At 70.4% G+C, this 24,131-nt stretch carries 20 protein-coding genes and 2 pseudogenes; 12 read left to right on the top strand and 10 right to left on the bottom strand.

The window, feature by feature from the left end:
- Positions 1-240: pseudogene (locus tag V8688_RS23545) on the top strand (hypothetical protein); the annotation flags it as partial.
- 22 nt (positions 241-262) lie between these two features.
- Here V8688_RS23545 and V8688_RS23540 read toward each other — a convergent pair.
- Positions 263-832, bottom strand: coding sequence for a TetR family transcriptional regulator (locus V8688_RS23540; protein WP_316574716.1), 570 nt, complete (start codon positions 830-832; stop codon positions 263-265).
- 107 nt (positions 833-939) lie between these two features.
- Here V8688_RS23540 and V8688_RS23535 point away from each other — a divergent pair, with 107 nt between their 5' ends.
- On the top strand, positions 940-2,154 hold the full coding sequence (locus V8688_RS23535; RefSeq protein WP_218720019.1) for an FAD-dependent monooxygenase: 1,215 nt from the start codon (positions 940-942) through the stop codon (positions 2,152-2,154).
- A 37-nt stretch (positions 2,155-2,191) separates the two neighbouring features.
- Here the strand turns inward: V8688_RS23535 and V8688_RS23530 are convergent, their stop codons facing one another.
- The gene (locus tag V8688_RS23530) at positions 2,192-3,739 is read right to left on the bottom strand and encodes an acyl-CoA carboxylase subunit beta (RefSeq protein ID WP_342801710.1); all 1,548 of its coding nucleotides are present in this window, start codon (positions 3,737-3,739) and stop codon (positions 2,192-2,194) included.
- A gap of 220 nt (positions 3,740-3,959) precedes the next feature.
- Here V8688_RS23530 and V8688_RS23525 point away from each other — a divergent pair, with 220 nt between their 5' ends.
- Together V8688_RS23525 and V8688_RS23520 are read left to right on the top strand one after the other, a co-directional pair.
- On the top strand, positions 3,960-5,003 hold the full coding sequence (locus V8688_RS23525; RefSeq protein ID WP_342801709.1) for a nucleoside hydrolase: 1,044 nt from the start codon (positions 3,960-3,962) through the stop codon (positions 5,001-5,003).
- A complete protein-coding gene (locus tag V8688_RS23520; RefSeq protein WP_342801708.1) occupies positions 5,000-5,881 on the top strand; it encodes an amidohydrolase family protein in 882 nt (293 codons plus the stop codon). Before V8688_RS23525 ends, V8688_RS23520 begins: the two co-directional genes overlap by 4 nt.
- Here V8688_RS23520 and V8688_RS23515 read toward each other — a convergent pair whose 3' ends face one another.
- From V8688_RS23515 to V8688_RS23505, 3 genes are all read right to left on the bottom strand, one after another.
- Positions 5,882-6,928, bottom strand: coding sequence for an alpha/beta hydrolase family protein (locus V8688_RS23515; RefSeq protein WP_342801707.1), 1,047 nt, complete (start codon positions 6,926-6,928; stop codon positions 5,882-5,884). It lies immediately after the preceding gene.
- 182 nt (positions 6,929-7,110) lie between these two features.
- The gene (locus tag V8688_RS23510; RefSeq protein WP_218720014.1) at positions 7,111-7,746 is read right to left on the bottom strand and encodes a response regulator transcription factor; all 636 of its coding nucleotides are present in this window, start codon (positions 7,744-7,746) and stop codon (positions 7,111-7,113) included.
- Entirely contained in the window at positions 7,743-8,891 is a 1,149-nt protein-coding gene (locus tag V8688_RS23505; RefSeq protein WP_342801706.1) for a histidine kinase, read from the bottom strand. Before V8688_RS23505 ends, V8688_RS23510 begins: the two co-directional genes overlap by 4 nt.
- Positions 8,892-9,051: 160 nt before the next feature.
- Between V8688_RS23505 and V8688_RS23500 the strand changes: the two genes are divergently transcribed.
- Positions 9,052-10,530: a multicopper oxidase domain-containing protein gene (locus tag V8688_RS23500; protein WP_342801705.1), complete on the top strand. Its 1,479-nt coding sequence runs from the start codon at positions 9,052-9,054 to the stop codon at positions 10,528-10,530.
- Here V8688_RS23500 and V8688_RS23495 read toward each other — a convergent pair whose 3' ends face one another.
- From V8688_RS23495 to V8688_RS23475, 5 genes are all read right to left on the bottom strand, one after another.
- Complete coding sequence (locus V8688_RS23495) at positions 10,531-11,004, bottom strand: SRPBCC domain-containing protein (protein ID WP_342801704.1); 474 nt, start codon at positions 11,002-11,004, stop codon at positions 10,531-10,533.
- Positions 11,001-11,366: a metalloregulator ArsR/SmtB family transcription factor gene (locus tag V8688_RS23490; protein WP_342801703.1), complete on the bottom strand. Its 366-nt coding sequence runs from the start codon at positions 11,364-11,366 to the stop codon at positions 11,001-11,003. Before V8688_RS23490 ends, V8688_RS23495 begins: the two co-directional genes overlap by 4 nt.
- Before the next feature lie 164 nt (positions 11,367-11,530).
- Positions 11,531-12,625, bottom strand: a complete 1,095-nt coding sequence (gene meaB, locus V8688_RS23485; RefSeq protein ID WP_342801702.1) for a methylmalonyl Co-A mutase-associated GTPase MeaB — start codon at positions 12,623-12,625, stop codon at positions 11,531-11,533.
- 70 nt (positions 12,626-12,695) lie between these two features.
- The gene (gene scpA, locus V8688_RS23480; protein ID WP_218720009.1) at positions 12,696-14,960 is read right to left on the bottom strand and encodes a methylmalonyl-CoA mutase; all 2,265 of its coding nucleotides are present in this window, start codon (positions 14,958-14,960) and stop codon (positions 12,696-12,698) included.
- Positions 14,960-16,831, bottom strand: a complete 1,872-nt coding sequence (locus V8688_RS23475; RefSeq protein WP_342801701.1) for a methylmalonyl-CoA mutase family protein — start codon at positions 16,829-16,831, stop codon at positions 14,960-14,962. The genes scpA and V8688_RS23475 overlap by 1 nt, the downstream gene beginning before the upstream one ends.
- 178 nt (positions 16,832-17,009) lie before the next feature.
- On the opposite strand from V8688_RS23475, the gene V8688_RS23470 reads away from it, so the two are divergent.
- From V8688_RS23470 to V8688_RS23440, 7 genes and pseudogenes are all read left to right on the top strand, one after another.
- Positions 17,010-17,696, top strand: coding sequence for a TVP38/TMEM64 family protein (locus V8688_RS23470; protein ID WP_342801700.1), 687 nt, complete (start codon positions 17,010-17,012; stop codon positions 17,694-17,696).
- A gap of 57 nt (positions 17,697-17,753) precedes the next feature.
- Positions 17,754-18,698 (top strand): hypothetical protein, encoded by a 945-nt coding sequence (locus tag V8688_RS23465; RefSeq protein WP_342801699.1) that lies wholly within the window; start codon positions 17,754-17,756, stop codon positions 18,696-18,698.
- A gap of 302 nt (positions 18,699-19,000) precedes the next feature.
- Entirely contained in the window at positions 19,001-20,428 is a 1,428-nt protein-coding gene (locus tag V8688_RS23460; protein WP_342801698.1) for a condensation domain-containing protein, read from the top strand.
- 2 nt (positions 20,429-20,430) lie between these two features.
- Positions 20,431-21,687, top strand: a complete 1,257-nt coding sequence (locus V8688_RS23455; protein ID WP_342801697.1) for a glycosyltransferase — start codon at positions 20,431-20,433, stop codon at positions 21,685-21,687.
- Positions 21,684-22,646 carry an ATP-binding cassette domain-containing protein gene (locus V8688_RS23450; RefSeq protein ID WP_218720003.1) on the top strand — a complete coding sequence of 321 codons (963 nt, stop codon included), beginning with the start codon at positions 21,684-21,686 and terminating at the stop codon, positions 22,644-22,646. Before V8688_RS23455 ends, V8688_RS23450 begins: the two co-directional genes overlap by 4 nt.
- A gap of 29 nt (positions 22,647-22,675) precedes the next feature.
- Complete coding sequence (locus V8688_RS23445) at positions 22,676-23,497, top strand: ABC transporter permease (RefSeq protein ID WP_218720002.1); 822 nt, start codon at positions 22,676-22,678, stop codon at positions 23,495-23,497.
- Between the two features lie 10 nt (positions 23,498-23,507).
- A pseudogene (locus V8688_RS23440) lies at positions 23,508-24,131 on the top strand (hypothetical protein); the annotation flags it as partial.

Here is a 24,131-nt window from a genome sequence, read left to right as displayed (position 1 = left end):
GCAGGCCGCGACGTCCGGGTCTCGCTGGCCCGCACCGGCTCCTGGCTCCGCGCGGCCGACCGCCACCCGGACCACCCCGCGCCGCTGCCGCCCGACCCGGCGGCGACGAACCGCCACGGCGATATCGTCACGGCCGCACCGGCTTTCGCCGACTACGACGACTATCGCTGGCCCGCCCCGCCGTACGGCTCGGCCCAGCCGTTCTGGATCGAAGCGCCCGACCACTTCCACCGCGACTGATCGACCGCGGGGCGGCTCGCGGTCACTTCCCCGCCAGCGCCCGGATCGCGGTCGCCAGCTGGTCACCGTCGGCCACCGCCCCGCCCGGGTTCAGCAGCCACAGCACGCCCAATCCCTGCACCAGCGCGAAATACAGCCGCCCGATGGCGTCGGCCTGTGCCGCGTCGAGTTCGGGGTGCGCCGCCCGGACGGTGGCCGCGAGGTCGGCGAACGCGTGGGAGAGCTGGTCACCGAGCTGAGCGCGCGCGTCGTCGGAGCGCACGATGCGCACGATGTTCTCCAGGCTGGCCAGCATGGCCTCGTGGTTGTCGGCGAACACCGCGGGCATCGCGTTCCACAGACCGGTGAACCCGGCCAGCGGTGACGAGCCGGCACCGTCGGCGATGAGCGCCTCCATCGCATCGCCGATCGCGTTGCCGAGCGCCTCGGCCAGCGCCTCGGTGACCAGCCGGTCCTTCGATCCGAAGTGATAGCCGATCGCGGCCAGGCTCACCCCGGCCGCGGCGGCGATGTCGCGCGCGGTCGCCTTCGCGACGCCGCGCTCCAGGATCACCTTCCGCGCTCCCGCGAGCAGGTCTTCTCTGTTTCCCATGGTCACCACCCTACCGGACTGTCTTAGACATTTGTTCTAGACATTCGTGCCAGCCCTGTGTTAGACATATGTCTAATACATTCGTTCTTCTCCAGACGGGAAACATCATGACCACCACCAGCCCCCTGCACGTTCTGGTCTCCGGCGGCGGGATCGCGGGCAACGCGGTCGCACTCCAGTTGCTGCGCAACGGCATTCGCACGACGGTGGTCGAGCGGGCCGAGGTCCCCCGCCCGGGCGGCCAGGCGGTCGACCTGCGCGGACCGAGCAAGGAAGCCGCCGAGCGGATGGGGCTGATGGCGGGCATCGCGCAGTACCAGCTCGACGAGCGCGGCATGTCCTACGTCGACGGCGACGGCAAGATCTACGCCCGCATGGCGATGGAGGATTTCGACGGCCAGGGCGCCGTCGCCGACATCGAGATCACCCGTGGCGATCTGAACCAGGTCCTGCTCGACGCGATCGCCACCGTCGAGACCGGCGAGCTGGACTACCGCTACGGCGAGTGGATCGACCGGATCGAGCAGGACGCCACCGGCGTCGAGGTCACCTTCGCCTCCGGTACCACCGAGCGCTTCGACCTGGTGATCGGCGCCGACGGCGTGCACTCGGCGACCCGGCGGCTGGTCTTCGGCCCCGAGGAGCAGTTCAGCACCAACCTCGGCGGCTACGGCGCGTTCTTCACCATGCCCTCGCCCGCCGATATCGAGCCCGGCTGGTTCGGCATGCGCCTGGTGCCCGGCGCCATGCTCGGGATCCGCCCCGACGGCGACCCGGCTACCGCGAAGGCGATCATCACCCTGCGCACCGAAGTCGACCCGGCCCTGCGCCGCGACGGCGACGCCCAGCGCGCGCTCATCCGCCGGAGGATCGCCGACGCGGGCTGGCACGCCCCCGAGGTCCTGGCGGCGATGGAGACCACGACCGACTTCTACTTCGACGAACTCGCCCGGGTGGACGTGCCCGAGCTGTCGGTCGGCCGGGTCACCCTCGTCGGCGATGCGGGCTACTGCGGCTCCCCCATGACCGGTATGGGCACCGCGATGGCGATCGTCGGCGCCTACGTGCTGGCCGCCGAGATCGCCGCCACCCCGGACGATCCGGCCGGCGCGCAGCAGCGCTACCAGGACAAGATCACGCCGTTCCTGGCCAAGGCCAAGGAGATCCCCGGCGGCGGCATCGCGATGATGATCCCCAAGACCCCGCTGATGACACGACTGGCCAAGACCAATGTGCGCGTCATGATGTCGCGTCCGATGCGGCCGATCACCAAGAAGATCTTCTTCGGCCACACCGAGGAGTTCGCCCTGCCGAGCTACTGAACCGCCCGGCCCGGCCACCGCGACGCGGGCGCCGGGCTCACAGCGGAATCAGCAGATGCTTGCGCGGCCGCTGCTCGACGCGCTTGTCCCGCAGCAGATGCAGGGCCTTGCGGATCTCCAGCCGGGTGGTGGACGGCTCGATCACCGCGTCGATGTAGCCGCGCTCGGCCGCGATCCACGGCGTGGCGACCGCGGTGTTGTAGTAGTCGACCATCTGTTGACGGACTCCCGCCCGCTCGGCCTCGGGCACCGCGGCGAGTTGCCTGCGCTGGGTGAGCCCGATCGCGGCCTCGGCGCCCATGACCGCGATGCGCGCGGTCGGCCAGGCCAGATTCACATCGGCGCCGAGCTGCTTGCAGCCCATCACCGCGTAGCCGCCGCCGTAGGCCTTGCGCACGACCACGGTCACGATCGGCACGGTCGCCTCGACCACGGCGTAGAAGAATCGCCCGCCCCGCTTGATGACGCCGATCTTCTCCTCCTCGACGCCGGGCAGCACCCCCGGAGTGTCGACCACGAAGATCAGCGGCAGCCCGAACGCGTCGCAGAGCCGGATGAAATGCGCCGCCTTGTCCGAGCAGCGGGCATCGATCGCCCCGCTGAACACCTGCGGCTGATTGGCGACGACACCGACACTGCGGCCGTCGACTCGCGCGAATCCGGTGATCATGTTGCGCGCGGCGCTGCCTCCCACCTCGTGGAACTCGCCGTCGTCGAAGATCCGCAGCAGCACGTCGTACATGTCGTAGCCGGTGCGGTCGGAATCGGGGATCAGCGTGTCGAGTTCCCGGTCGGTCGCGGTGATCTCGGGTTCCAGTCCCGGGTTGACCACCGGGGCGCTGTCGAAGCAGTTCGACGGCATGAAGCTCAAATATGTTCGGGCCCAATCGAACGCGGCCCGCTCGTCGACGGCCACGTGATGGATCGTCCCGTTCTGCGCCTGGTTGTACGCGCCGCCGAGTTCCTCGAGCGTCACTTCCTCACCGGTGGTCTCGCGGATGATCTCCGGTCCGGTGACGAACATGTAGGCGTTCTCGGTCGCGATCAGCACGTCGGTGTTGATCGGGGCGTAGACCGCGCCCGCCGCGCACTTGCCCAGCATGATCGACACCTGGGGCACTACGCCCGACAGATTCAGCTGCCGTCTGCTCATGGCCGCGTACCAGGCCAGCGAGGTGACCGCGTCCTGCACGCGCGCCCCGCCGGAGTCGTTGATCGCCACGAACGGGCAGCCGATCTCGGCCGCGAGGTCCATCGCCTTGGCGACCTTGCGCCCGAACATCTCCCCGACCGAGCCGCCGAACACCGTCTGATCGTGGGCGATCACCACCACCGGGCGGCCGTCGACCGTGCCGTGGCCGGTCACCACGCCGTCGCCGTAGAGACTGTTCGCGACGCCGGGTTGCTTCACCAGCGCCCCGATCTCGACGAAACTCCCCGGATCCAGCAGCATGCCGATCCGTTCCCGCGGACTCGGAATCCCCTTGGCGGCCCGTTTGGCGACCCCCACGTCCCCCGCAGGCTCCTGCGCGGCTGCCAGATTCTTCCGCAACTCTTCCAGTTTCGCAGCGGTCGTCGCCTTCAAGATGCACCTACCCTCGCCAGTCAGGAGCTATCGGTCCGCAATCTTTGAGGCAGAGTAGCCGAAAACGCCGCCGTCACAGCTCTTTCGTCGCCGTCGGCGCGACATTCGCCGACCCGGGATCAGCCCGTCACGCGGCGAAAACGCCATGACCAGCGGCGAACGGTCCGGCTACGGCACGGTCGGCGGCGGCGCGCGAAACGCCCGCGGTTACCCTCGACCTGTGGCGCGCAAAATCATCCTCGATGTCGATACCGGAATCGACGATTCGCTGGCGCTGCTGTATCTGCTGGCCTCTCCCGAGGCCGAGCTCCTCGGGATCGCCGCGACCGCGGGCAATGTGCCGACCGCCCAGGTCGCCGCGAACACCCTCGCCCTGCTGGATCTCGCGCGGGCGGGCAGCGTCGAGGTGGCGGCGGGCGCGCACGGCCCGCTGATGGTGCCGCTGCGTACCACCGAGGACACCCACGGCCCGCAGGGCCTCGGCTACGCCGAACTCCCCGCCTCGCCCCGGCCACTCTCCGATCGGTCCGCCGCGCGGATGTGGGTGGAGCTGGCCCGCGCGCACCCCGGCTCCGCGATCGGCCTGTGCACCGGCCCGCTGACCAACCTGGCACTGGCCCTGCGGATGGAACCCGAGCTGCCCCTGTTGCTGGACCGCCTGGTCGTCATGGGTGGCGCGTTCAACCACCCCGGGAACACGACGCCGACGAACGAGTGGAACATCCACGTCGACCCCGAGGCCGCCAAGGAGGTCTTCGACGCCTTCTCGGCCGCCCCGCCGGACCGCAGGCCCCTGGTGTGTGCCCTCGACATCACCGAGTCCATCGAGATGCGGCCCGAGCACCTGGTCCGGCTGGCCGAGGTCGCGCACAGCGCGCCGCTCGAGCGGGTGGCCGCAGGCGATGCGGTCGACTGGCGCTCGGCGGCCGGCAATCCGGTCGTCCGGTACCTGGTCGACGCGGTGCGCTTCTACTTCGATTTCCACGACAGCTACGACCTGGGCTATCTCGCGCACATGCACGATCCCTTCGCCGCCGCCGTGGCGCTGGACCCCGCGCTGGCGCGGACCAGGCCCGCGACCGTCGACGTCGAGCTGACCGGCACCCTCACCCGGGCCACCACCGTCGCCGACTGGGCGGGCATGTGGGGCCGCGAACCCAACGCCGACATCGTGGTCGGCACCGATCCCGCCGTCTTCTTCGAACGTCTCGTCACCCGCGTCGGCGCACTGGCCCGTCGCCTGTACCCGGAGCCGCCCTCGTGACCGTCGATACCGCCGCCTATCTCGCCGACTTCCGCGCCCGCCTCGGGCTGCCCGCGATCGTCGACGTGCACACCCATTTCATGCCCGACCAGGTGATGCGCAAGGTGTGGGCGTACTTCGACCAGGTCGGCCCGCTGACCGGGCGGACGTGGCCGATCACCTACCGCGACGACGAGCAGGTGCGACTGAAGACGCTGCGCGACTTCGGCGTCCGCGCGTTCACCTCGCTGGTGTACCCGCACAAGCCGCAGATGGCGGCCTGGCTCAACGACTGGACCGCCGAGTTCGCGGCCCGCACCCCCGACTGCCTGCACACCGCCACCTTCTACCCGGAACCGTCGGCGCCCGACTACGTCCGCGCGGCGATCGACAGCGGCGCCCGGGTCTTCAAGGTGCACATCCAGGTCGGCGCGTTCTCCCCGCTCGATCCGCAGCTCGACCCGGTGTGGGCGATCCTCGCCGAGGCGGGAGTGCCCGTGCTCATCCACTGCGGATCCGGTCCGGCCCCGGGCGAATTCACCGGGCCGGCGCCGATCGCCGAACTGCTGCGGCGGTTTCCGGATCTGTGCCTGATCATCGCGCACATGGGCACCCCCGAGTACAGCGAGTTCCTCGACCTGGCCGAGCAGTACCCGCGCCTGTACCTCGACACCACCATGGTGTGGACCGATTTCAGCGAGGCAGGCGCGCCGTTCCCGCCTGCCGAGCGGGACCGCCTGCGCCGCTTCGGGAATCGGATCCTGTTCGGCAGCGACTTCCCCAACATCCCGTACCCGTACGCCGAGGCCGTCCAGGCGCTCGAGCGCCTCGAGTTCGGGCCGGACTGGCTGCGTAAGGTGTGTCACGACAACGCGGTCGCGCTGTTCGAGCTGCGCTGATCAGGCGGGGATCTCCATCCCCTCGGCCAGCAGCGGCCAGGAGTTCTTGAACGCCTTCTGCCAGTAGCCCCACGAGTGGGTGCCCTGGGTGTCCACGTCGAAGGTGGCGGGAATGTCGAGCTCGGCGAGCCGTTCCCGCAGGTTCTCGGTGCACCAGCTGGTCGCGGCCTCGATCACGCCGCCGACGACGATCTGGTTGGCGAGCCCGACCGAGCCCCAGGTGATCAGGTGCGGGTCGCCGAGCTGGTCGTGTTCGCCCGGCAGGCCGTTGCCGTTGGAGATGTAGAGCTTGGTGCCGCGCAATCCCTCCGCATTGACGACCGGATCGTTGGCGACCCACTCGGGGTCACCGGGCGGTCCGTACATGTTCGAGGCGTCCCCGCCGCCGGTGCCGACCACGACGTTGACGAACTGCCTGCCCACCGGATCGCTGATCTGCGCGCAGCCGCTGTAGGCCGCGACCGAACGGAACAGGCCCGGCTTGGCGATCGCGAGTTGCAGTACCGAGGTGACGGTCATCGAGTTCGCGGCGATGGCGTTGCGGCCGGTCGTATCGAACATCGTGTCGACGAGGGCGGGGAGTTCGTCGAGGAAGAAGGTGCGCCACTTGTTCACGCCGAGTCGCGGATCCGTACTGCGCCAGTCGGTGTAGTAGCTCCACGCGCCACCCACCGGCATCACGACGTTGACGTCCTTGGCCGCCAGGAAGTCCACCACATCGGTGTTCTGCTCCCAGGTGGCGGTGTCCTCGCCGCCGCCCGCGCCGTTGACCAGATACAGCGAGGGGCGCGGGACCGAGGTGTCGGCCGGTCGCTGCACCTTCACCGAGACCTCGCGCGCCATCGCCGCCGAGTAGATCCGGACGGTCACCAGCCGACCGTCGATCGAGGTCACCTCGGCACGCGAGCCGTCGATCGCCACGGCCCGATTCGCCACCGCCACACCGGCTTCCGGAACCTCCGCCAGGGCGGGAGCACCACCGCCGACCATCGAACCGGCGGCGAGGAACACCGCCGCCACCGCCGAGAGGGCGCTGCGGCATCGCATCGATCGAACCTCCTACCGAAAACAGACCGCTCAGTGCGGTCGGTTCAGTATCGGGCTCGATCACGGCACCGTTACCGGCTTCTTACCGATTCGTCACCAAAGACAATGGGAGCACTCGCGAATGATGAAGCAGCAACCGTGCAGCGACGTCGCCGAGGCGTCGGGCATTGCCATGACGGCTCTCACCGTTGAGACAGCTTGGAGGCGTAGACCGCCAGGCGGACACGGTTGTCGGTGCCGGTCTTCTCGAACAGGTTCGCGAGGTGGGTCTTCACGGTGCTCACCCCCAGGTGCAGCCGATCGGCGATCTCCTGGTTGCCGTACCCCTGCCCGACCAGAAGCAGCACCTCGCGTTCACGGGGACTCAGCTCCGGCCCGGCGACCGTGGGCGCGGGCTGGGCGGCGAGCGCCCGGTCGACCAGTCGGCGCAGGAGCGCGGGCGAGAAAAGCAGGTCGCCGTCCACCGTCCGGCGGATGGCGTCGAGCAGAACCGCGGGATCGGTGTCCTTGACGAAATAGCCGGACGCGCCGGCGGCCAGCGCCGGGAACAGGTGTTCGTCGTCGTCGAAGGTCGTGAGCACCAGCACTTTCGCCCGGGGCGCCGACGCGAGGATCTGCCGGGTGGCCGCGACACCGTCCAGACCGGGCATCCGCAGATCCATCACCACCAGATCGGGCGCGAGCTCGGCGAACTGGCGGACCGCCGCCATCCCGTCGGCCGCTTCGCCGACGACGGCGAGGTCGGTGGTGTCCTCGATGAGCATGCGCAGGCCCGCGCGCACCAGGCGCTGATCGTCGGCCAGCAATACCGTGATCATGCCGGATCGGTTCCCTTCGCGACATCGGGCAGCCGGGCCCGGACGACCCAGTGCCCACCGTCGGCCGCGGCGGTGAGCGTGCCGCCCGCCACGGCGGCGCGTTCCCGCATCCCGACGAGACCGTGACCCGGCGGCGCGGCGGTTCCGGCACGGCCGCTGCGCACCTCGAGGTCGATGCCGCCGTCGCGCCGGGCGATCCGGATACGCACGGGCGCATCGCGATCCGCGTGCTTCATCACGTTGGTCAGCGATTCCTGGACCAACCGCAACAGGGTCAGTCTGCTCATCGCGTCCAGCGCGCCGAGGTCGGCCTCGAGCTCGGCGTCGACGGTGAAGCCGACGGCCCGCGCGCGGGTGAGGGCGGCGGTGATCTCGGTGCCGACCGCGTCCGCCTCGACCAGGGACACGGTGCCCAGGACGGGATCACGCAGCGCGGCGAGGAATCGGCGGATGTCGGCCAGCGCGTCGGTCGCGGTCGCGCGGACGTCGTCGAGGACCGCGACCACCCGGGGATCGGCATCGCGCACCACCCGTCCGGCGACGGACACGCGCAGGACGATCGAGGCCATGTGGTGGGCGACCACATCGTGCAGTTCCCTGGCCATCGCCGCGCGCTCGTCGAGGCGGGTGCGCGCTTCGGCGTCGGCCGCGCGCATCCGGAGACTGTCGGCGAGCTCGCGCTGGCCACGCAGGTACAGCCCGAGCAGCAGTGGCAGCCCGACATAGGCGACCGCCTCGACCACGGTCGAGGCCCGCCCGATGGAGGTGTCGTGCAGGCCGACGCGCCCGAGCACCACCGCGGCGGCCCAGGCCGCGGTCGCCACCCACACCGTCGAACGCCGACGGGTGCGCGCGATCACGTCGACCAGCGCCACCGCGCCGAGGTAGGGCACCAGGCCGGACACGCCCCACGCCGGCGTCCGCAGCAGCGGCACGGCCAGCGCCGACAAGATCAGCGACACCGCCAGCGGCCACCGCGCCCCGGCGAGGAAGACCAGGCCGGCCGTCATCGCGAGCAGCCAGTAGTGCGGCGGCACCCGGTACTGGCCCGGGTAGGTGCTGGCCAGCAGCAGGACCGGGATCAGCGCCAGCGGCAGCCACCGCAGGAGCGGCCGCGGGTCGCGGCGTGCGCTGGTGTCGATCACGCACCCACGGTAGGCGACGCACCGGGGGTAGCACGCGATCGGCGCGTCCGCAACAGCCGCGCGGCCGGAATCAGCGGCCCGCTCTCCGGCTCCGGGGTGGAGTGGCCGGGGCCCGAACCGATCGAAGCTGGAGGCTCCGCACAGACAAGGAGTACGCCACGTGGTCTCGCGCCGAGGATTCCTCACCGGACTCGCCCTCGCTCCGGTTGCCTATGCCGCCGGTTGTTCGTTCCGCACCGCCGCGCCCATGCCGTCGTCGGCCACGCGCCCGCTCCCGATCCCGCCACCGGCGCCGTCGACGGTGGGCGTCGACGGTGTCCGCCGGTTCACCTTGCGCGCGCAGGCGGGCTACACCGAGATGCTGCGTGGTGTCCGCACCGCGACCTGGGGCTACGACGGGTCGGTGCTCGGCCCGACCCTGCGGGCCCGGCGCGGTGAGCGGGTCGCGGTCACGGTGACCAACGACCTGCCCGAACCGACGTCGGTGCACTGGCACGGCATGCACGTGCCCGCCGCCGCCGACGGCGGACCGCATCAGATGATCACTCCCGGTGCGGTGTGGACGCCGAGCTGGACGGTGGCGCAGCAGGCCGCGACGCTCTGGTACCATCCGCACCCCCACGGCGATACCGAACGGCACGTCCAGCGCGGGCTGGCCGGGTTCTTCCTCATCGACGACGATCCCGCCGACGCGCTGGATCTACCGAAAGACTATGGCGTGGACGATATTCCGCTGGTGATCCAGGACCGCCGGTTCACCGCCGACGGCGCCATCGACGAATCCGACGCCACCGATGTGGGCCTGCTGGGCGACACCATCGTCACCAACGGCATCGCGGGCGCCCATCTCGACGTCACCACCGAGCGGGTGCGGCTGCGCGTGCTCAACGGATCCGCGGGCCGCCTGTACCACCTGGCGCTCGGCGACGGCCGGTCGTTCCAGCTGATCGCCACCGATGGCGGCCTGCTCCCGGAACCCGTGGCACTGTCGCGAATCCAGCTCAGCCCCGGGGAACGGGCGGAGATCGTGGTCACCGTTCGCGCGAGCGAGAACGTCACGTTACGGTCGCTGCCGATCGGCGACCGCGCCGGGATCGATCGCGCCGGCGAGTTCGGTTTCGACGACACCTTCGCCATCCTGGACCTGCGGGCCGCCGACACCCTGCGCCCCGCGGCGGCCGTGCCCGCGGCGCTGGTGCCCCTCCGACCCCTCGCCGCGGCGACCACCGCGCCGACCCGCAGCTTCGAGCTGCGCTGGTTCATGATCAACAACCGGCGGATGGACATGAACCGCATCGACATGACCATCCCGGTCGACACCACCGAGGTCTGGTCGGTTCGCAACGAGGACAACTGGCCACACAACTTCCACATCCACGACGTCCAGTTCCAGATCCTCGCGGTCGACGGAAACCCGCCTCCCCCAGCACTTTCCGGCTGGAAGGACACGGTGTACACGGCGCCGGGCGTCACCTACACCCTGGCCATGCACTTCGCCGATCACACCGACCCGACCTTCCCGTACATGTACCACTGCCACCTGCTCCATCACGAGGACCAGGGCATGATGGGCCAGTTCCTGGTCCTCGCGCCGGGGCAGCAGCCGGCCCCGATGCGGATGGACATGGACCACGGGTGATCAGGCGACGGATTCGAGGTACTTCGCCAGCGTGTCGACCAGCTCGCGGGTGCCTTCCTCGCGCTGGGCGCCGGTGTCGTGGCCGTCGAGGTGGGCGCCGAATTCGACGAGGGTGAGCTTGGTGCCGGTGCTGGTCGGTTCGAATTCCCAGGTCGCGACCGAGGTGGAGATGTGGGCGCCGTCGAGCCACATGTCGTAGGTGTAGACGAGGCGTTCGTTGTCGATGATGTCGGTGTAGGTGGCGACGAAGCGCGAGGTCACCGACTCCTGGAAGATGCCCTCGTTGATCTCGATGCCGCCGACGCGGAAGTCGACGGAGGCCTCGGTCAGCTCCCAGCCCTCCTCGCCGCCGAACCACTTGCTCTTGACGGCGGGATCGGCGAACGCCTGGAACGCGACCGTGGGCGTCACGGGCACCTCGCGCTCGATGGTGAACTGGGCGTGGTTGATGGTGCGGGTCGCGGTGTCGTTCATTGTTGTTCTCCCTCTGCGGTGTTCACTGATTCCATGAGTAGTGCCGTGAGCCGGTCGAGTTGCCGCTCGGCCGGTGGTCGTTGCTGCCGCAGCCAGTCGATCGCGGAGCCGAAGGACCCCGGAGCCAGCTGATAGGTCCGCACGCGCCCGATCTTGGCCGAGCTGACGATCCGCCCGGCCTCGAGCGCCTTCAGGTGCTGCACGATCGTCGGCAACGCGACCTCGAACGGCGCCGCGAGATCCGACACCGAGGCAGGTCCCCGAGCGAGCCGCTCGACGATCGCCCGCCGCGTCGGATCGGCCAGCGCCCGGAAGACACTGTCCAGTCCCCCGTCCGACTCACCACCCGAATACTTAGGCACATGCCTAAGTATTCACATCGGCGGTCCTCCGCGCAACCCCTGCGGGCAAACGACGTCCAGCGACGAGGAAAATGACAGCGACTGACCGTGATCACCCTCGGTGTCGCCCTGGTGAATCCCGTCGAATCGCCGAGCCGCGATTCGTGACAGCCCCGGAATCCGGCTCAGGCGTCGAAGGCGCGCAGGATCTGTTCGGCGGCCAGGGCCGGGGTGAGAGTGCCGTCGCGGACGGCGGATTCGATCTGGGGGCGTGCGGATTTCACGGCGGGGTTGTCGGCGAGACGGCGCAGGATCTGGTCGTGCACCATGGTCCAGGTCCAGTCGACCTGCTGACGACGGCGCTTCTCGGCGAATTCGCCCGCCTCGGTGAGGACGCGACGGTGTTCCAGGACGGTGTCCCAGAACTTGTCGAGGCCGACGCCTTCGAGCCCGCTCATGGTGAGCACGGGCGGACGCCAGAGCGCGTCGTGCGGGTGGATCAGGCGCAGGGCCCCGGACAGCTCGCGCGCCGCGGCCTTGGCCTCGATCTCGTGCTTGCCGTCGGCCTTGTTGACCGCGACCAGCTCGGCCAGTTCCAGCACGCCCTTCTTGATGCCCTGGAGCTGGTCACCGGTGCGGGCCAGGGTGAGGAAGCAGAACACGTCGACCATATTGGCGACGGTCACCTCGGATTGGCCGACACCGACGGTCTCCACCAGGATCACGTCGTAGCCGGCGGCTTCGAGCAGCACGATGGTCTCGCGGGTGGCCTTGGCCACGCCGCCGAGAGTGCCCGCGGTCGGCGAAGGCCGGATGAACGCGTCGGCTTCCAGCGACAGCCGCGCCATCCGGGTCTTGTCCCCGAGGATCGAGCCGCCGGTGCGGGTCGAGGACGGGTCCACCGCCAGCACCGCCACGCGATGGCCCTTGCCCAGCAGGTACATGCCGAGGGCGTCGATGAACGTCGACTTGCCCACGCCGGGAACGCCGGTGATGCCGACCCGGTTCGACACGACCGTGCCCGGCTCGGTGCCCAGCCGCAGCAGCAACTGCTGCGCCAGCTCCCGGTGATCGGCGCGGGTCGATTCGACCAGCGTGATCGCCCGGGCCAGCGGCGCACGCTGACCCGCCCGGATCCCGTCGGCCAGCTCGTTGATGTCGATCGTGCGCGCGGCCCGAGCGACCGACCGGCCTTCGTTGCGTGGAGCCCCGACGCCCGCGGTGGTGCCGAGCCGGGGGTGCGCTGCCGTACCCCCGGCCCGCTCTACGGCGTCGCTCATACGGCTCCCCCACAGCACGCTCGCGCACCCGCTGTGATGACGCCGGCTATCGCTTCCGGACGCTGACCGATCATGCCGGTGCGCCGCCACCGATCTCGTGCCCGAGCGAGGCACCCAGCTTCTTCAGCAGGTCGATGGCCGCGTCGGCGATGACCGTGCCGGGCGGGAAGATCGCCGCGGCGCCCGCTTCGTACAGCTCGTCGAAGTCACCGGGCGGGATGACACCGCCGACGATGACCATGATGTCGGGGCGACCGACATCGGCCAGCGCCTGCCGCAGGGCGGGCACCAGCGTGAGGTGACCCGCGGCCAGCGAGGAGACACCGACGATGTGCACGTCGTTGTCGGCCGCCTGGCGCGCCACCTCTTCGGGGGTCTGGAACAGCGGGCCCACGTCGACGTCCATGCCCAGGTCGGCGAACGCGGTCGCGATCACCTTCTGGCCGCGGTCGTGGCCGTCCTGGCCCATCTTGGCGACCAGGATGCGCGGGCGGCGCCCCTCGGCCTCGGCGAACTCCTCGACGAGCGCGATGGCCGCGCCGATGTTGGAGGCCTTGCCTGCTTCGTCACGGTACACACCGGAGAGCGTACGGATCTCGGCCTGATGGCGGCCGTAGACCTTCTCCAGTGCGTCGGAGATCTCACCGACGGTGGCCTTGGCGCGCGCGGCGTCGATGGCCAGGGCCAGCAGGTTGTTGTCCATGCCGCCCTCGGCGGAGGCCGCGGCGCGGGTGAGGTTGGCCAGCGCGGCCTCGACGGCGGCCGAATCACGTTCGGCGCGCAGCCGTTCCAGCTTCTCGATCTGCTCGGCGCGCACGCGCGAGTTCTCGACCTTGAGGACCTCGACCTGCTGATCCTCTTCGACCTGGTACTTGTTGACGCCGATCACCGGCTGCTGGCCGGTGTCGATGCGCGCCTGGGTGCGGGCGGCGGCCTCTTCGATGCGCAGCTTCGGAATGCCTTCCGAGATCGCCTGCGCCATACCGCCGTGCGCCTCCACCTCGGCGATGTGCGCGCGGGCCCGCTCGGCGAGCTGGTGGGTGAGCCACTCCACGTAGTACGAGCCACCCCACGGGTCGATCGGACGGGTGGTGTTGGACTCCTGCTGGATCAGCAGCTGGGTGTTGCGCGCGATGCGGGCGGAGAAGTCCGTCGGCAGCGCGAGCGCCTCGTCGAGGGCGTTGGTGTGCAGCGACTGGGTGTGGCCCTGGGTCGCGGCCATCGCCTCGATGCAGGTGCGCGCCACATTGTTGTAGGCGTCCTGGGCGGTGAGCGACCAACCGGAAGTCTGCGAATGCGTCCGCAGCGACAGCGATTTCGCACTCTTGGGCTCGAACTTCGAGACCAGCTCACTCCACAGCAGGCGACCCGCGCGCAGCTTGGCGACCTCCATGAAGAAGTTCATGCCGATGGCCCAGAAGAACGACAGGCGCGGAGCGAACTTGTCGACGTCCATGCCCGCCGCGATTCCGGCCCGGATGTACTCCACGCCGTCGGCCAGGGTGTAGGCCAACTCCAGATCGGCTGTGGCACCGGCCTCTTGGATGTGATAACCCGAGATGGAGATCGAGTTGAACTTCGGCATCTTGGCGCTGGTGAAGGCGAAGATGTCGGAGATGATCCGCATCGAGGGCTTGGGCGGGTAGATGTAGGTGTTGCGGACCATGAACTCTTTCAGAATGTCGTTCTGAATGGTTCCGGCCAGCTGCTCGGGCCCGACTCCCTGCTCTTCGGCGGCGACGACGTAGAGCGCCAGGATCGGCAGCACCGCGCCGTTCATGGTCATCGACACCGACACCTGGTCCAGCGGGATCTGGTCGAAGAGCTGGCGCATGTCCAGGATCGAGTCGATCGCGACGCCGGCCATGCCCACGTCACCCTGCACGCGCGGGTGGTCGGAGTCGTAGCCGCGGTGGGTGGCGAGGTCGAAGGCGACCGACAGGCCCTTCTGACCGGCCTGCAGGTTGCGGCGGTAGAAGGCGTTGGAGTCGGCGGCGGTGGAGAAGCCCGCGTACTGGCGGATGGTCCACGGCTGGTTGACGTACATGGTCGGGTAGGGACCGCGCAGGAACGGCGCCACGCCGGGCACCGTGTCGAGCGGATAACCCTGCGCGACAACGGCATCGCGGTCGGCCTTGGTGAACACCGGCGGCACGTCGATGCCCTCGGGCGTGGCCCAGGTGAGCTGGTCGGCGGTGGTGTGGTTGGCCGCGGCGGCCTCGGCCACGAACTCCTTGACCTGCGCGTCGTCGACCTCGGCGGCCGTCGGCGCGTGCTCGGTCAGCGGCACCTCGGCGAAACTACCGACCAGGTGCTCGATATCGGATGTCGTCATCAGGCTCCCACCTTCTCCAGCAGCTGCGACAGGACCGCGACCGCGTCGATGCGCAGGGTCAGGTACCCGTCGGGACGCTGTGTACCGCTGTACTGCGCGACCGACTTCTCCGGTCCGGCCAGCAGGACCGTGTCGATGCCCGCGGCACGCAGGGCCTCGACCGCGGCGCCGGCTTCCTCGCCGTAGCGCTTGTCGGCACCGCACAGCACCGCGATCGGCGCACCGGACGCGGTGGCGGCCGCGGCGATTCCGTCGACGGTCAGCGGGCCGGGGTTGACCGACTCGATACCGCCGGAGGCCAGCACGTTCGCGGTGAAGATCGTGCGGGCGTTGTGTTCGGCGACCGGGCCGAGCGGCACGATCAGCGCCTGGGGCCGGGCACCGTTGGCCGCGAGGTAGGCGTCGGAACGGTTGCGCAGCGACTCGAACGCCGCGCCGTAGCGCGCGACCGAGTCCACGGTGCGGGCCTGCTCCGAGAGCGGGGTCTCGGCCAGGTTGGGGAATTCGTTGACGCCGGTGACCGCGGTCTTGCGGTGCGCGATGTCGGCGGCGCGGGTGGCGGCCGTCTCGGCGATGCGCTCGGCGACCAGGCCCGCGGCCAGCGCGGCGGGATAGCCACCGGCGGCCTCGATCTCCTGCATGAACTCCCAGGCCTTGGCGGCGAGTTCGTCGGTCAGCGAGTCGACGTACCAGGAACCGGCGGCCGGGTCCTGGACGTGCCCGAGACGCGACTCCTCGAGCAGCAGCAGCTGGATATTGCGGGCCATGCGCTCCGAGAACGACTGCGAGACGCCGAGTTCGCCCGGGGGCAGAGCGGAGTCGAACGGGGCCACGGTCACCGAGTCGGCGCCACCGACACCGGCACCGAAGGCGGCCAGGGTCGTGCGCAGCAGGTTCACCCAGGGGTCGCGCTGGGTCATCATGGCGGCCGAGGTCACCGCGTGCTGCGGGGCGGCGCCGAAAGCGGGCGCGCCGCACACCTGCGCGACGCGGGCCCAGAGACGCCGGGCCGCGCGGAACTTCGCGATCGTGGCGAACTGGTCGTCGGTGGCCGCGAAGCGGAACTCGAGCTGACCGAACGCGTCGGCGATGTCGACCCCGGCGGCGGTCAGCGCGCGTAGGTACGCCAGACCGGCCGCGACGGACGCGCCCAGTTCCTGAGCGTCGGCGGCGCCGGCGTTGTGGAAGGCGGTGCCGTCCACGGTGATCGCGCGCACGGTCTCCGGACGGGCGATCGCGCGGGTGGCCAGGGCGACGGCCTGATCGATGTCGATGTCGGCGGCGCCGGCGAAAGCGCTCGTCAGCGGCGCGGCGCCCAGGCCGACCTGGATCTGCGCCCGCTCGGCGAGCTGGTAGCCGTCGAGCACCGTGAAGACCTGCGCGGCGGCGGCGTCGACGTCGGCGCCCGCCACCAGGGTCAGCGGGGCCAGCTCGAAGAGCAGGCCGGTCAGGGCGGTAGGGATGTCGGCGGTCGCGACGCCTTCGGCGCCCACGCCGAGCGACACGGCGCTCACGCCGTTCTCCAGCCAGCTGAGAATCGTCCGGTTGGTGGCCGCGGCATCGGCCGAGCCGGCGAAGGCGGCGACGAACCAGCCGCGCTGCGGGTCGCGGGTGGCGCTGCCACCGCGGACGAACGGGAAGGCGCCCGGCAGCGGCTGCTCGGGCAGTTCGTCGCGGCGGGTGTAGAGCGGGGCGATGGTCAGCCCGTCATAGGTGGTCTCGTCGAGCAGATGCTCGGGCTCCGCCGGGAGCTCGGCAGCCTCGACCCGTCGCGCTTTCGCCAGCACGCCCGCCACACCCTTGCGCCACGCGGCGTACTCGGGCACCGGATCCGGTGCGAGTCCCGCCCCGGACTCTGAACCAATCGGCATAGCTGCTGTTCTCTCTTCCATTCGACGACCGCATCCCGGTGTACTGCCGATCCGGCAGCATCAGCCCAGCAGCGGAATACTGCGGCGAACCAGGATGTGTCCGGTTCTTACATGATGCTAACTGTGACACCCTGTCCACTCGCTCCGGCCATCCCCTACCGGCCGGTACGCTTATCCGGTGTCCCGACTGATCCGCTCCCCGCGCCTGCTCATGGCTCTGGCCGGGATCGCCGTGCTGTTCGTGGTGGCGATGATGGTTCCGCTGCCCGGCCCGCAGCAGATCAGGGAGTGGGCAGGCGGCGCGGGTCCGCTGCTGCCGCTGCTGTTCTTCCTCTTCTACGCGCTCGTCGCGGTGGCGCCGGTGCCGCGCACGGTGCTGACGGTGACCAGCGGTGTCCTGTTCGGTCCCGTACTGGGGTCGACCGTCGCACTGGGCGCCACCGGGATCAGCGCGACGCTGGCGCTGCTGGGTGTGCGCGCGGTCGGCCGCGACCGGGTCGCCGAGCATCTGCACCATCCGGCGGCCCGCGCGATCGATGACCGGCTGGCCCAGCGCGGGTGGCTCGCGGTGGCAGCGCTGCGGATGATCCCGCTCGCGCCGTTCTCGATCGTCAACTACTGCTGCGGCTTGTCCTCGGTGCGGGTGCTGCCCTATCTGGCGGCCACGCTCGTCGGGTCGGCGCCGGGCACGATCTCGACGGTCGTGCTCGCCGGATCCCTGGCCGGCCCTACCGATCCGATCGCGGTCACCGTCTCGGCGGTCTGCCTGTCGCTGGGCCTGCTCGGGCTGGCCCTCGACGCGAAGATGCCGGTCACGGCTCCGCCGACGGCCTCGGAGACCGAGCCGGTGTCGGCGCGCGGCTGAACCACGTGCGGCGCGTCTGCGTCGCCGGGGCGGTTACCGCTCGGATAATCCCATGTCATGGCGATGACAGTGGGCCGACGATCCGCACTCGCGCTGCTGGCCGGGGTGCCGCTGCTCGCGATGGGAACCGCGCGGGCGCAATCGGCGCTGGGGCCCGGTGTCGGGATCGACCCCGAGCGCACCCCCACCCGTTACACGATGACCGCGTTCCGCGCCGACAGCGATACGACGCTGGCGGTGTACGAGTCGGTCGACGGCACCGAGTTCACCCCGGTCAGCGAGCACGCGTATACCCCGCCCACCGGACTGGTCCGCGATCCGAGCATCCTGCGTCACGCCGACGGCCGCTATTACCTCACCTACACGATGGCCGGTGACGCCACCGCGATCGGCCTGGCCCACAGCCTCGACCGCATCACCTGGACGCCCATGGCGCCCGCGCCGATGCTGGTGCCGGGCAGGCTCGAAGGCGCGTGGGCGCCGGAGTGGTACGCCGACGCCGCCGGCCGCGTCGCCATCATCGTCTCGCTCACCTGGGGCCACGGGTTCACCCCGCATCTGCTGATCCCGCTCGACGCCGGCCTCACGACCTGGGCGCCGCCGGTGCCGCTGCTCGGGCTCGGCCCCGCCCGACCGGGTTCCCTCGGCCATATCGACACCACCCTGGTCCGGTGGGACGGACGGTTGTTCGCCTTCGTCAAGAACGAGGACACCAAACTGATCGAACTGGCCGTGGCCGACCGTCCGGTCGGGCCCTATACCTTCGTGGCGACCGGCGACTGGGCCGGCTGGGGTGGTCCGAGCGAGGGTCAGTCGGTGGTCCGGCTGCCCGACGGCGGGCACCGGATCTACCTCGATGCCTACACCGACGGCCGCTATGTCGTCAGCGACAGCTATGACGGATTCCGCTCCTGGACGCCCCCGATCGAGCTCCCCGGACTCTCCGGCGTGGTCCGGCACGGCACCGTGCTCGCCGAGTTCGGCCCGACTTTCACGACATAAGCGCAGGTCATAGCCGATTCACCGGTTCGGTCGTGGACTTTCTGAACTGAAACCCCCTTACTTCAGGGGCACCGGGTTACGCTGGGGATCCGGGACAATTTGAAAGTGAGCTTCTTCACATAGACCAGTTGTGACTAACGCGTATTTCAGAAAACTCTCAGAGTTATAGACTCGGGATAGCCCAGGGTTCGCCAGCTACATCCGGTGCGGGATCCAGAGCAACATCCGGTGACGCGACCGCGGTCACCGATATCCCCGTTCGCGCCGTCTTCGGCATGCACTGCACCTCGAGGTGACCCCGCATGGAATACACCCATCTGTCCGAATTCACGATTCGCTCCGGCGCCCTGTCCATCTGGACACCGGAACTGGCCACCGCCGACTCGTGGTATGACGACGAACGCCCCCTCGCCAGCGTCCACTCCCAGTACCTCGGCTTCCTCGATCCGGAGGATCCCACCCCCGGTCGCGGCCGCTGGATCGGCACCATCTTCGAGATGGACGCGCCGCTGGACGCGCAGGTATGGGCCAGGACCCTGGAACTGTGGCACGACCGCCACGAGGGTTTCCGCACCACCGTCGCCCCCACCGGCGACGGCGACTACCACCGGATCACCACCGCTCCCGGCACCGTGCGGGTCACCTCGGCACCGGTGCCCGAGCTCACCGACGGCGAGCTGATCAACGAATTCCTGTGCGACGAGCTGGAACTGCGCCTCTCGCCGCTGGTCTGGCCGCATCTGCTGGTGGCCACCGTCGCCCACGACACCGACGACTTCACGGTCCTGGTCGCCGCCGATCACTCGGTGCTCGACGCCTATTCCCAGGCCGTGCTGATCCTCGAGCTGCGCACCCTCTACACCGCGGTGCGCGACGGCGGGGAGATCCGCGATTCGGCCACCTTCGGCAGTGCGGCCGACTTCGCCGCCGTCGAACGCGCCGCCGCCGAGGAACTGACCCCCGACTCCCCCGCCGTCGCCGTGTGGCGCGACTTCGTCGGCACCCCCGGCTCGCCGATGCCCCGCTTCGCCGAGGGCATGGTGGCCGCGCTCGACGGCGAGCACGCCCAGCCCAGTGTCTCGCGCACGCTGCTGACCCTCGACCAGCTCGAGGAGGTCGAAGGGGCGCTCGACCGGCTCAAGCACCGGCTCTCGGTCACAGTGTTCGCCGCGCTCGCCGCCGCTTCGCGAGAAGTGTTCGGCGACGACCGTTTCCGCACCATCATGCCGATCGCGACCCGCCCGGACCTGACCTGGCTCGAGTCGATGGGCTGGTTCGTCAATGTCGTCCCGGTCGACATCACCCTGCCCGCCGGCGCCGACATGGGCGCCGCGCTCGAGATCACCCGGGCCGCCCTCAAGCGCGCCCACATCTGCAATGACGCCTCCTGGGGCCGGTCGCTGGCGATGGCGGGTGCGCTCGAGGGCCCGACCTTCGGCGCGTCATTCCTCGACATCCGGATGCTGCCGGACTACGAGCTGGTCGCCGACCTGCGCGGACGCACGCTGCGGGCGGTGTCGTACTCCACCGACGAGGTGTACTTCTGGGTCGTGCGCGGTCCGGAGGGGCTCTACGTGTCCACCCGCTACCCGGCCGGGCTGCCCGCCGAGGTGATGGACCGGTTCCTCACCGAATTCGCCAGGGCCATCTACGCGGTCACCACTCTCGCGGCGCCCGTCACGAACGCCCCGATCGCCGACTCCGCGTCGGCAGCGCTGAGCGCGGGCTGACGATGCGCGCACTGCTGGCCTTCACCGGCAGCCGCGGCGATGCCCAACCGGGCATCCTGCTGGCCCGCGAGCTCCAGGCTCGCGGGCACTCGGTGACGCTCGCCCTGTCCCCCAACCTCGTCGACTTCGCCACCGCGCACGGCATTCCCGCGGTCGGCTTCGGTCGCGACAGCGCCGAACTGCTGCGCACCCAGCACGCCGACCGGCGTTTCCGCAGCCCCAGCCCGCGTCAGCGGCTGCGGGCCGTGCTGGATCTGCAGCGCCGCGGCGTGGCCGAAGCGGTCCGTGACCTGCTCGCGCTCGCGCCGGGCCACGACGTGCTGGTGACGGGCATGGCGGGCGAGGAGGCGGCCGAGAAGGCCGCCCGGCGGGTCGGCTTGCCGCTGGCCGCGGTGCACTTCTTCCCCATCCACCCGAATCGCTCGGTGCCCGTGGTACCCACCGCGTGGGGAGCCAGGATTCCCGGCGCGCTCAACCGGCGGATCTGGTCGGGTCTGCGCTGGGCCCGCGATGCCGCGCTCGCCGCCCCGCTCGCCGAGTTCGGCATCGTGGAACACCCACTCCCGCAGCGGGTCTCGATCCAGGCCTACGACATCGATCTGTTCCCCGGGCTCGCGGCCGAACTACCCGATCGGCATCCGATCACCGGCTTCGCCGTCGATACCCACGGATTCCTCGGCGGCCCGGCCGATCCCGCGTTGACGGCGTGGCTCGACGCGGGCGCCGCACCGATCTATGTCGGCTTCGGCTCGATGGCCGTCGACGATCCGGCGGCGCTGGTGGCGATGCTGCGCACGGTCTGCGCACGGCGGGGCGGCCGACTGCTGCTGGCCGCGGGCTGGGCCGGCATCGAGCCGGAGCTGTCCGCCGACGTCGCGATCGTCGAACAGGTCGACCACGCCGCGGTGTTCCCGCGCTGTGCCGCCGCGGTGCACCACGGCGGGGCGGGCACCACCGCCGCCGCGCTGCGCGCCGGTGTGCCCCAGGTGATCTGCTCGATCCAGGCCGACCAGCCGTACTGGGGACAGGCCCTGGCCCGCCTCGGACTGGCCGACACCCTGCGCGCCGCCGAGCTGACCGCCGAGCGGCTCACCACCCTGCTGGACCGAGTCGCCGACCCGACCGTGGTCTCGCGCGCCACCGCGTACGCGAACCGCGTCCCCGACCACGGCGTCGCGCTGGCCGCCGACGAGGTGGAACACCTCGTCCCCCTGACGTTCTCGACCCCCGAACTCGACCATGCCGGGAGGCACCGGTGACCACCGACATCGCGGTCCGCACCAGCGGACTCGGCAAGTCCTACGGCGACTTCACCGCCGTCGGCGGCATCGATCTCAGCATCCCGGCGGGCTCGGTCTTCGCGATGCTTGGCCCCAACGGCGCGGGCAAGACCACGACGGTCCGCATGCTGGCGACGCTGCTGCGCCCCGATCGCGGTAGCGCCGAGGTGTTCGGTTTCGACGTGGTCCGCGAGGCCACCGCCGTGCGCTCGATGATCGGGCTCACCGGCCAATACGCCTCCGTCGACGAAACCCTCACCGCGGGTGAGAATCTGCGCCTGTTCGGCCGCCTGCTCGGCCTCTCCCGGCGCGCGGCCGCCGCGCGCAGCGACGAACTGCTCGCGGAGTTCGAGCTCTCGGCTGTCGCGCGCCGCAGCGTCTCGGCCTTCTCCGGCGGGATGCGCCGCCGCCTGGACCTGGCCGCGACGCTGATCACCGTGCCCCCGCTGATCTTCCTCGACGAGCCGACCACGGGCCTGGACCCGCACACCCGCGACCGGATGTGGGGCATCGTGCGCGGTCTGGTCGACCGCGGTGCGACCGTGCTGCTGACCACGCAGTACCTCGAGGAGGCCGACGCGCTGGCCGACCGGATCGCGGTGATCGACCGGGGCACGCTCGTCGCCGAGGGCACTGCCGCCGAGCTCAAGTCCTCCATCGGCGAACAGGTGCTGCGCCTCGACATTCCCGACACCGCGGACCTGCGCCGCGCCGAAGCGCTGATCCAGGAACTCACCGGCGAGGTCCCCGAGGGCTCCTCGACCGGCACGCTCACGGTGACCCTGCCCGATGTCGCGCTCGGCGCCGACATCGTCGCCGCCTGCCGCGCCGCGGGGCTCACGCTGCGCGGGTTCGCGGTCGACCGGCCCGATCTCAACGAGGTGTTCCTGGCACTGACCGGGCACGCCCGCACCGCCGACACCGTCGACGCGGCATGACCGCCCTTCGTGAAAGGTCGAGCAACGCCATGACTCTCACCACGACCACCACGACGCCGCCGCAGGTCGTGCGCGCGCCGCGGATCACCCGGGTCGGCGCGCTCGCCGCGCTGCACCATGCGCTGATGATGGCCTGGCGTGGCCTGCTCACCTTCCGGCACAGCCCGCAACTGCTCTACGACGCCATCCTGCTGCCCATCGTGGGCCCGGTGCTGTTCGGCAGCATCTTCGGCACCGCGATCGCGGGCAGCATGGACGCCTACCTCCCGATCATGATCCCGGGCGTGCTGGTGCAGATCGTGCTCACCTCCTCGGTCGCCACCGGCGTGCAGCTGTCCGAGGACATCCATTCGGGAGTCTTCGACCGCTTCGTCGCCATGCCGATCGCCCGTTCCGCCCCGGTTGCCGGAGCGTTGCTGGCGGGCACGGTGCGGTACCTCATCGCCGCGACGACGGTGGTGATCGTCGGGTTCTGCATGGGCTACCGGCCCGAGCACACCGCCGGGTTCCTCGCCGGCGCCGTACTGGTCGTCGTCGCGACCACCGCGATCAGCTGGCTGTTCGCCTTCATCGGCGCGACCGTCGCCCGGCCCGCCGCCGTCCAGGGCATGTGCATGCTGGTCCTGACCTTCCTCGGCTTCGCCTCCAACGCCCTGGTTCCCGAGGAGTCCATGCCCACCTGGATGCAGCACGTCTCGGACGTGAATCCGGTGTCCTACCTGGTCTCCGCGGTGCGCGAGCTGGCCGCCGCGGGCACCGTCGGTGCCGACGCGTGCTGGTCGCTGGTGGCCTCGGTGGTCGTCGTCGCCGTCTTCGCGCCGCTGACCGTGCGCACCCTCCGTTCCCGATGAGGAGTTCCCGATGACCGTCACCTCCCCCGCCGTCGCGGCCGTCGCCACGGGACCGGCCGGCCTCAACCGGATCACCGCCGACGACGACCTGTTCTTCAAACTGCACAGCCTCTACCCCAACGCACTGGTCAACCAGCTGGCCTACCGCTTCGACGAGCAGCTCGACCCCGAGCTGCTGCGGCGCTGGCACGCGCACCTGGCCACGGGGTTCATCGCCCGTAAGGTCCGCACCACCCGGTTCCCGATCGCGCGGGCGCACTGGGAGCCCGCCACGGAGTCGATGCCGCTGATCTGGACGCCGACACCGCTGCCCGACGACCGGGTGCTGGAGTGGTTCCTCGAGCAGGCCGCGGTCGAGTTCGACCCCGAACGCGGCCTGGTGTGGCAGCTGGCGGGCGCGCACACGGAGTCCGGCGGCACCGTTGTCACCCTGGTCGCCTCCCATGTCGCCTGCGACGGCGGCGGGATGATGCACGCGATCGTCGATTCGCTCGACCGGCTCAACCGGGGCGAAGATCCCGACCGCGCCGCCAGCGCGGGCAATCTGGTGGGCCCGGTCGCCGGCCGTGGCCGCTTCGCCGCCGACCTCGCCGACGCCACGGGGCAGTTGCGCGCGGTCGCGCGCGGTGTCCGC

The organism is Nocardia sp. No.11 (genome assembly GCF_038752175.1).
Lineage (GTDB): Bacteria > Actinomycetota > Actinomycetes > Mycobacteriales > Mycobacteriaceae > Nocardia > Nocardia canadensis.
This window is presented reverse-complemented; position numbering and strand designations above follow the sequence as displayed.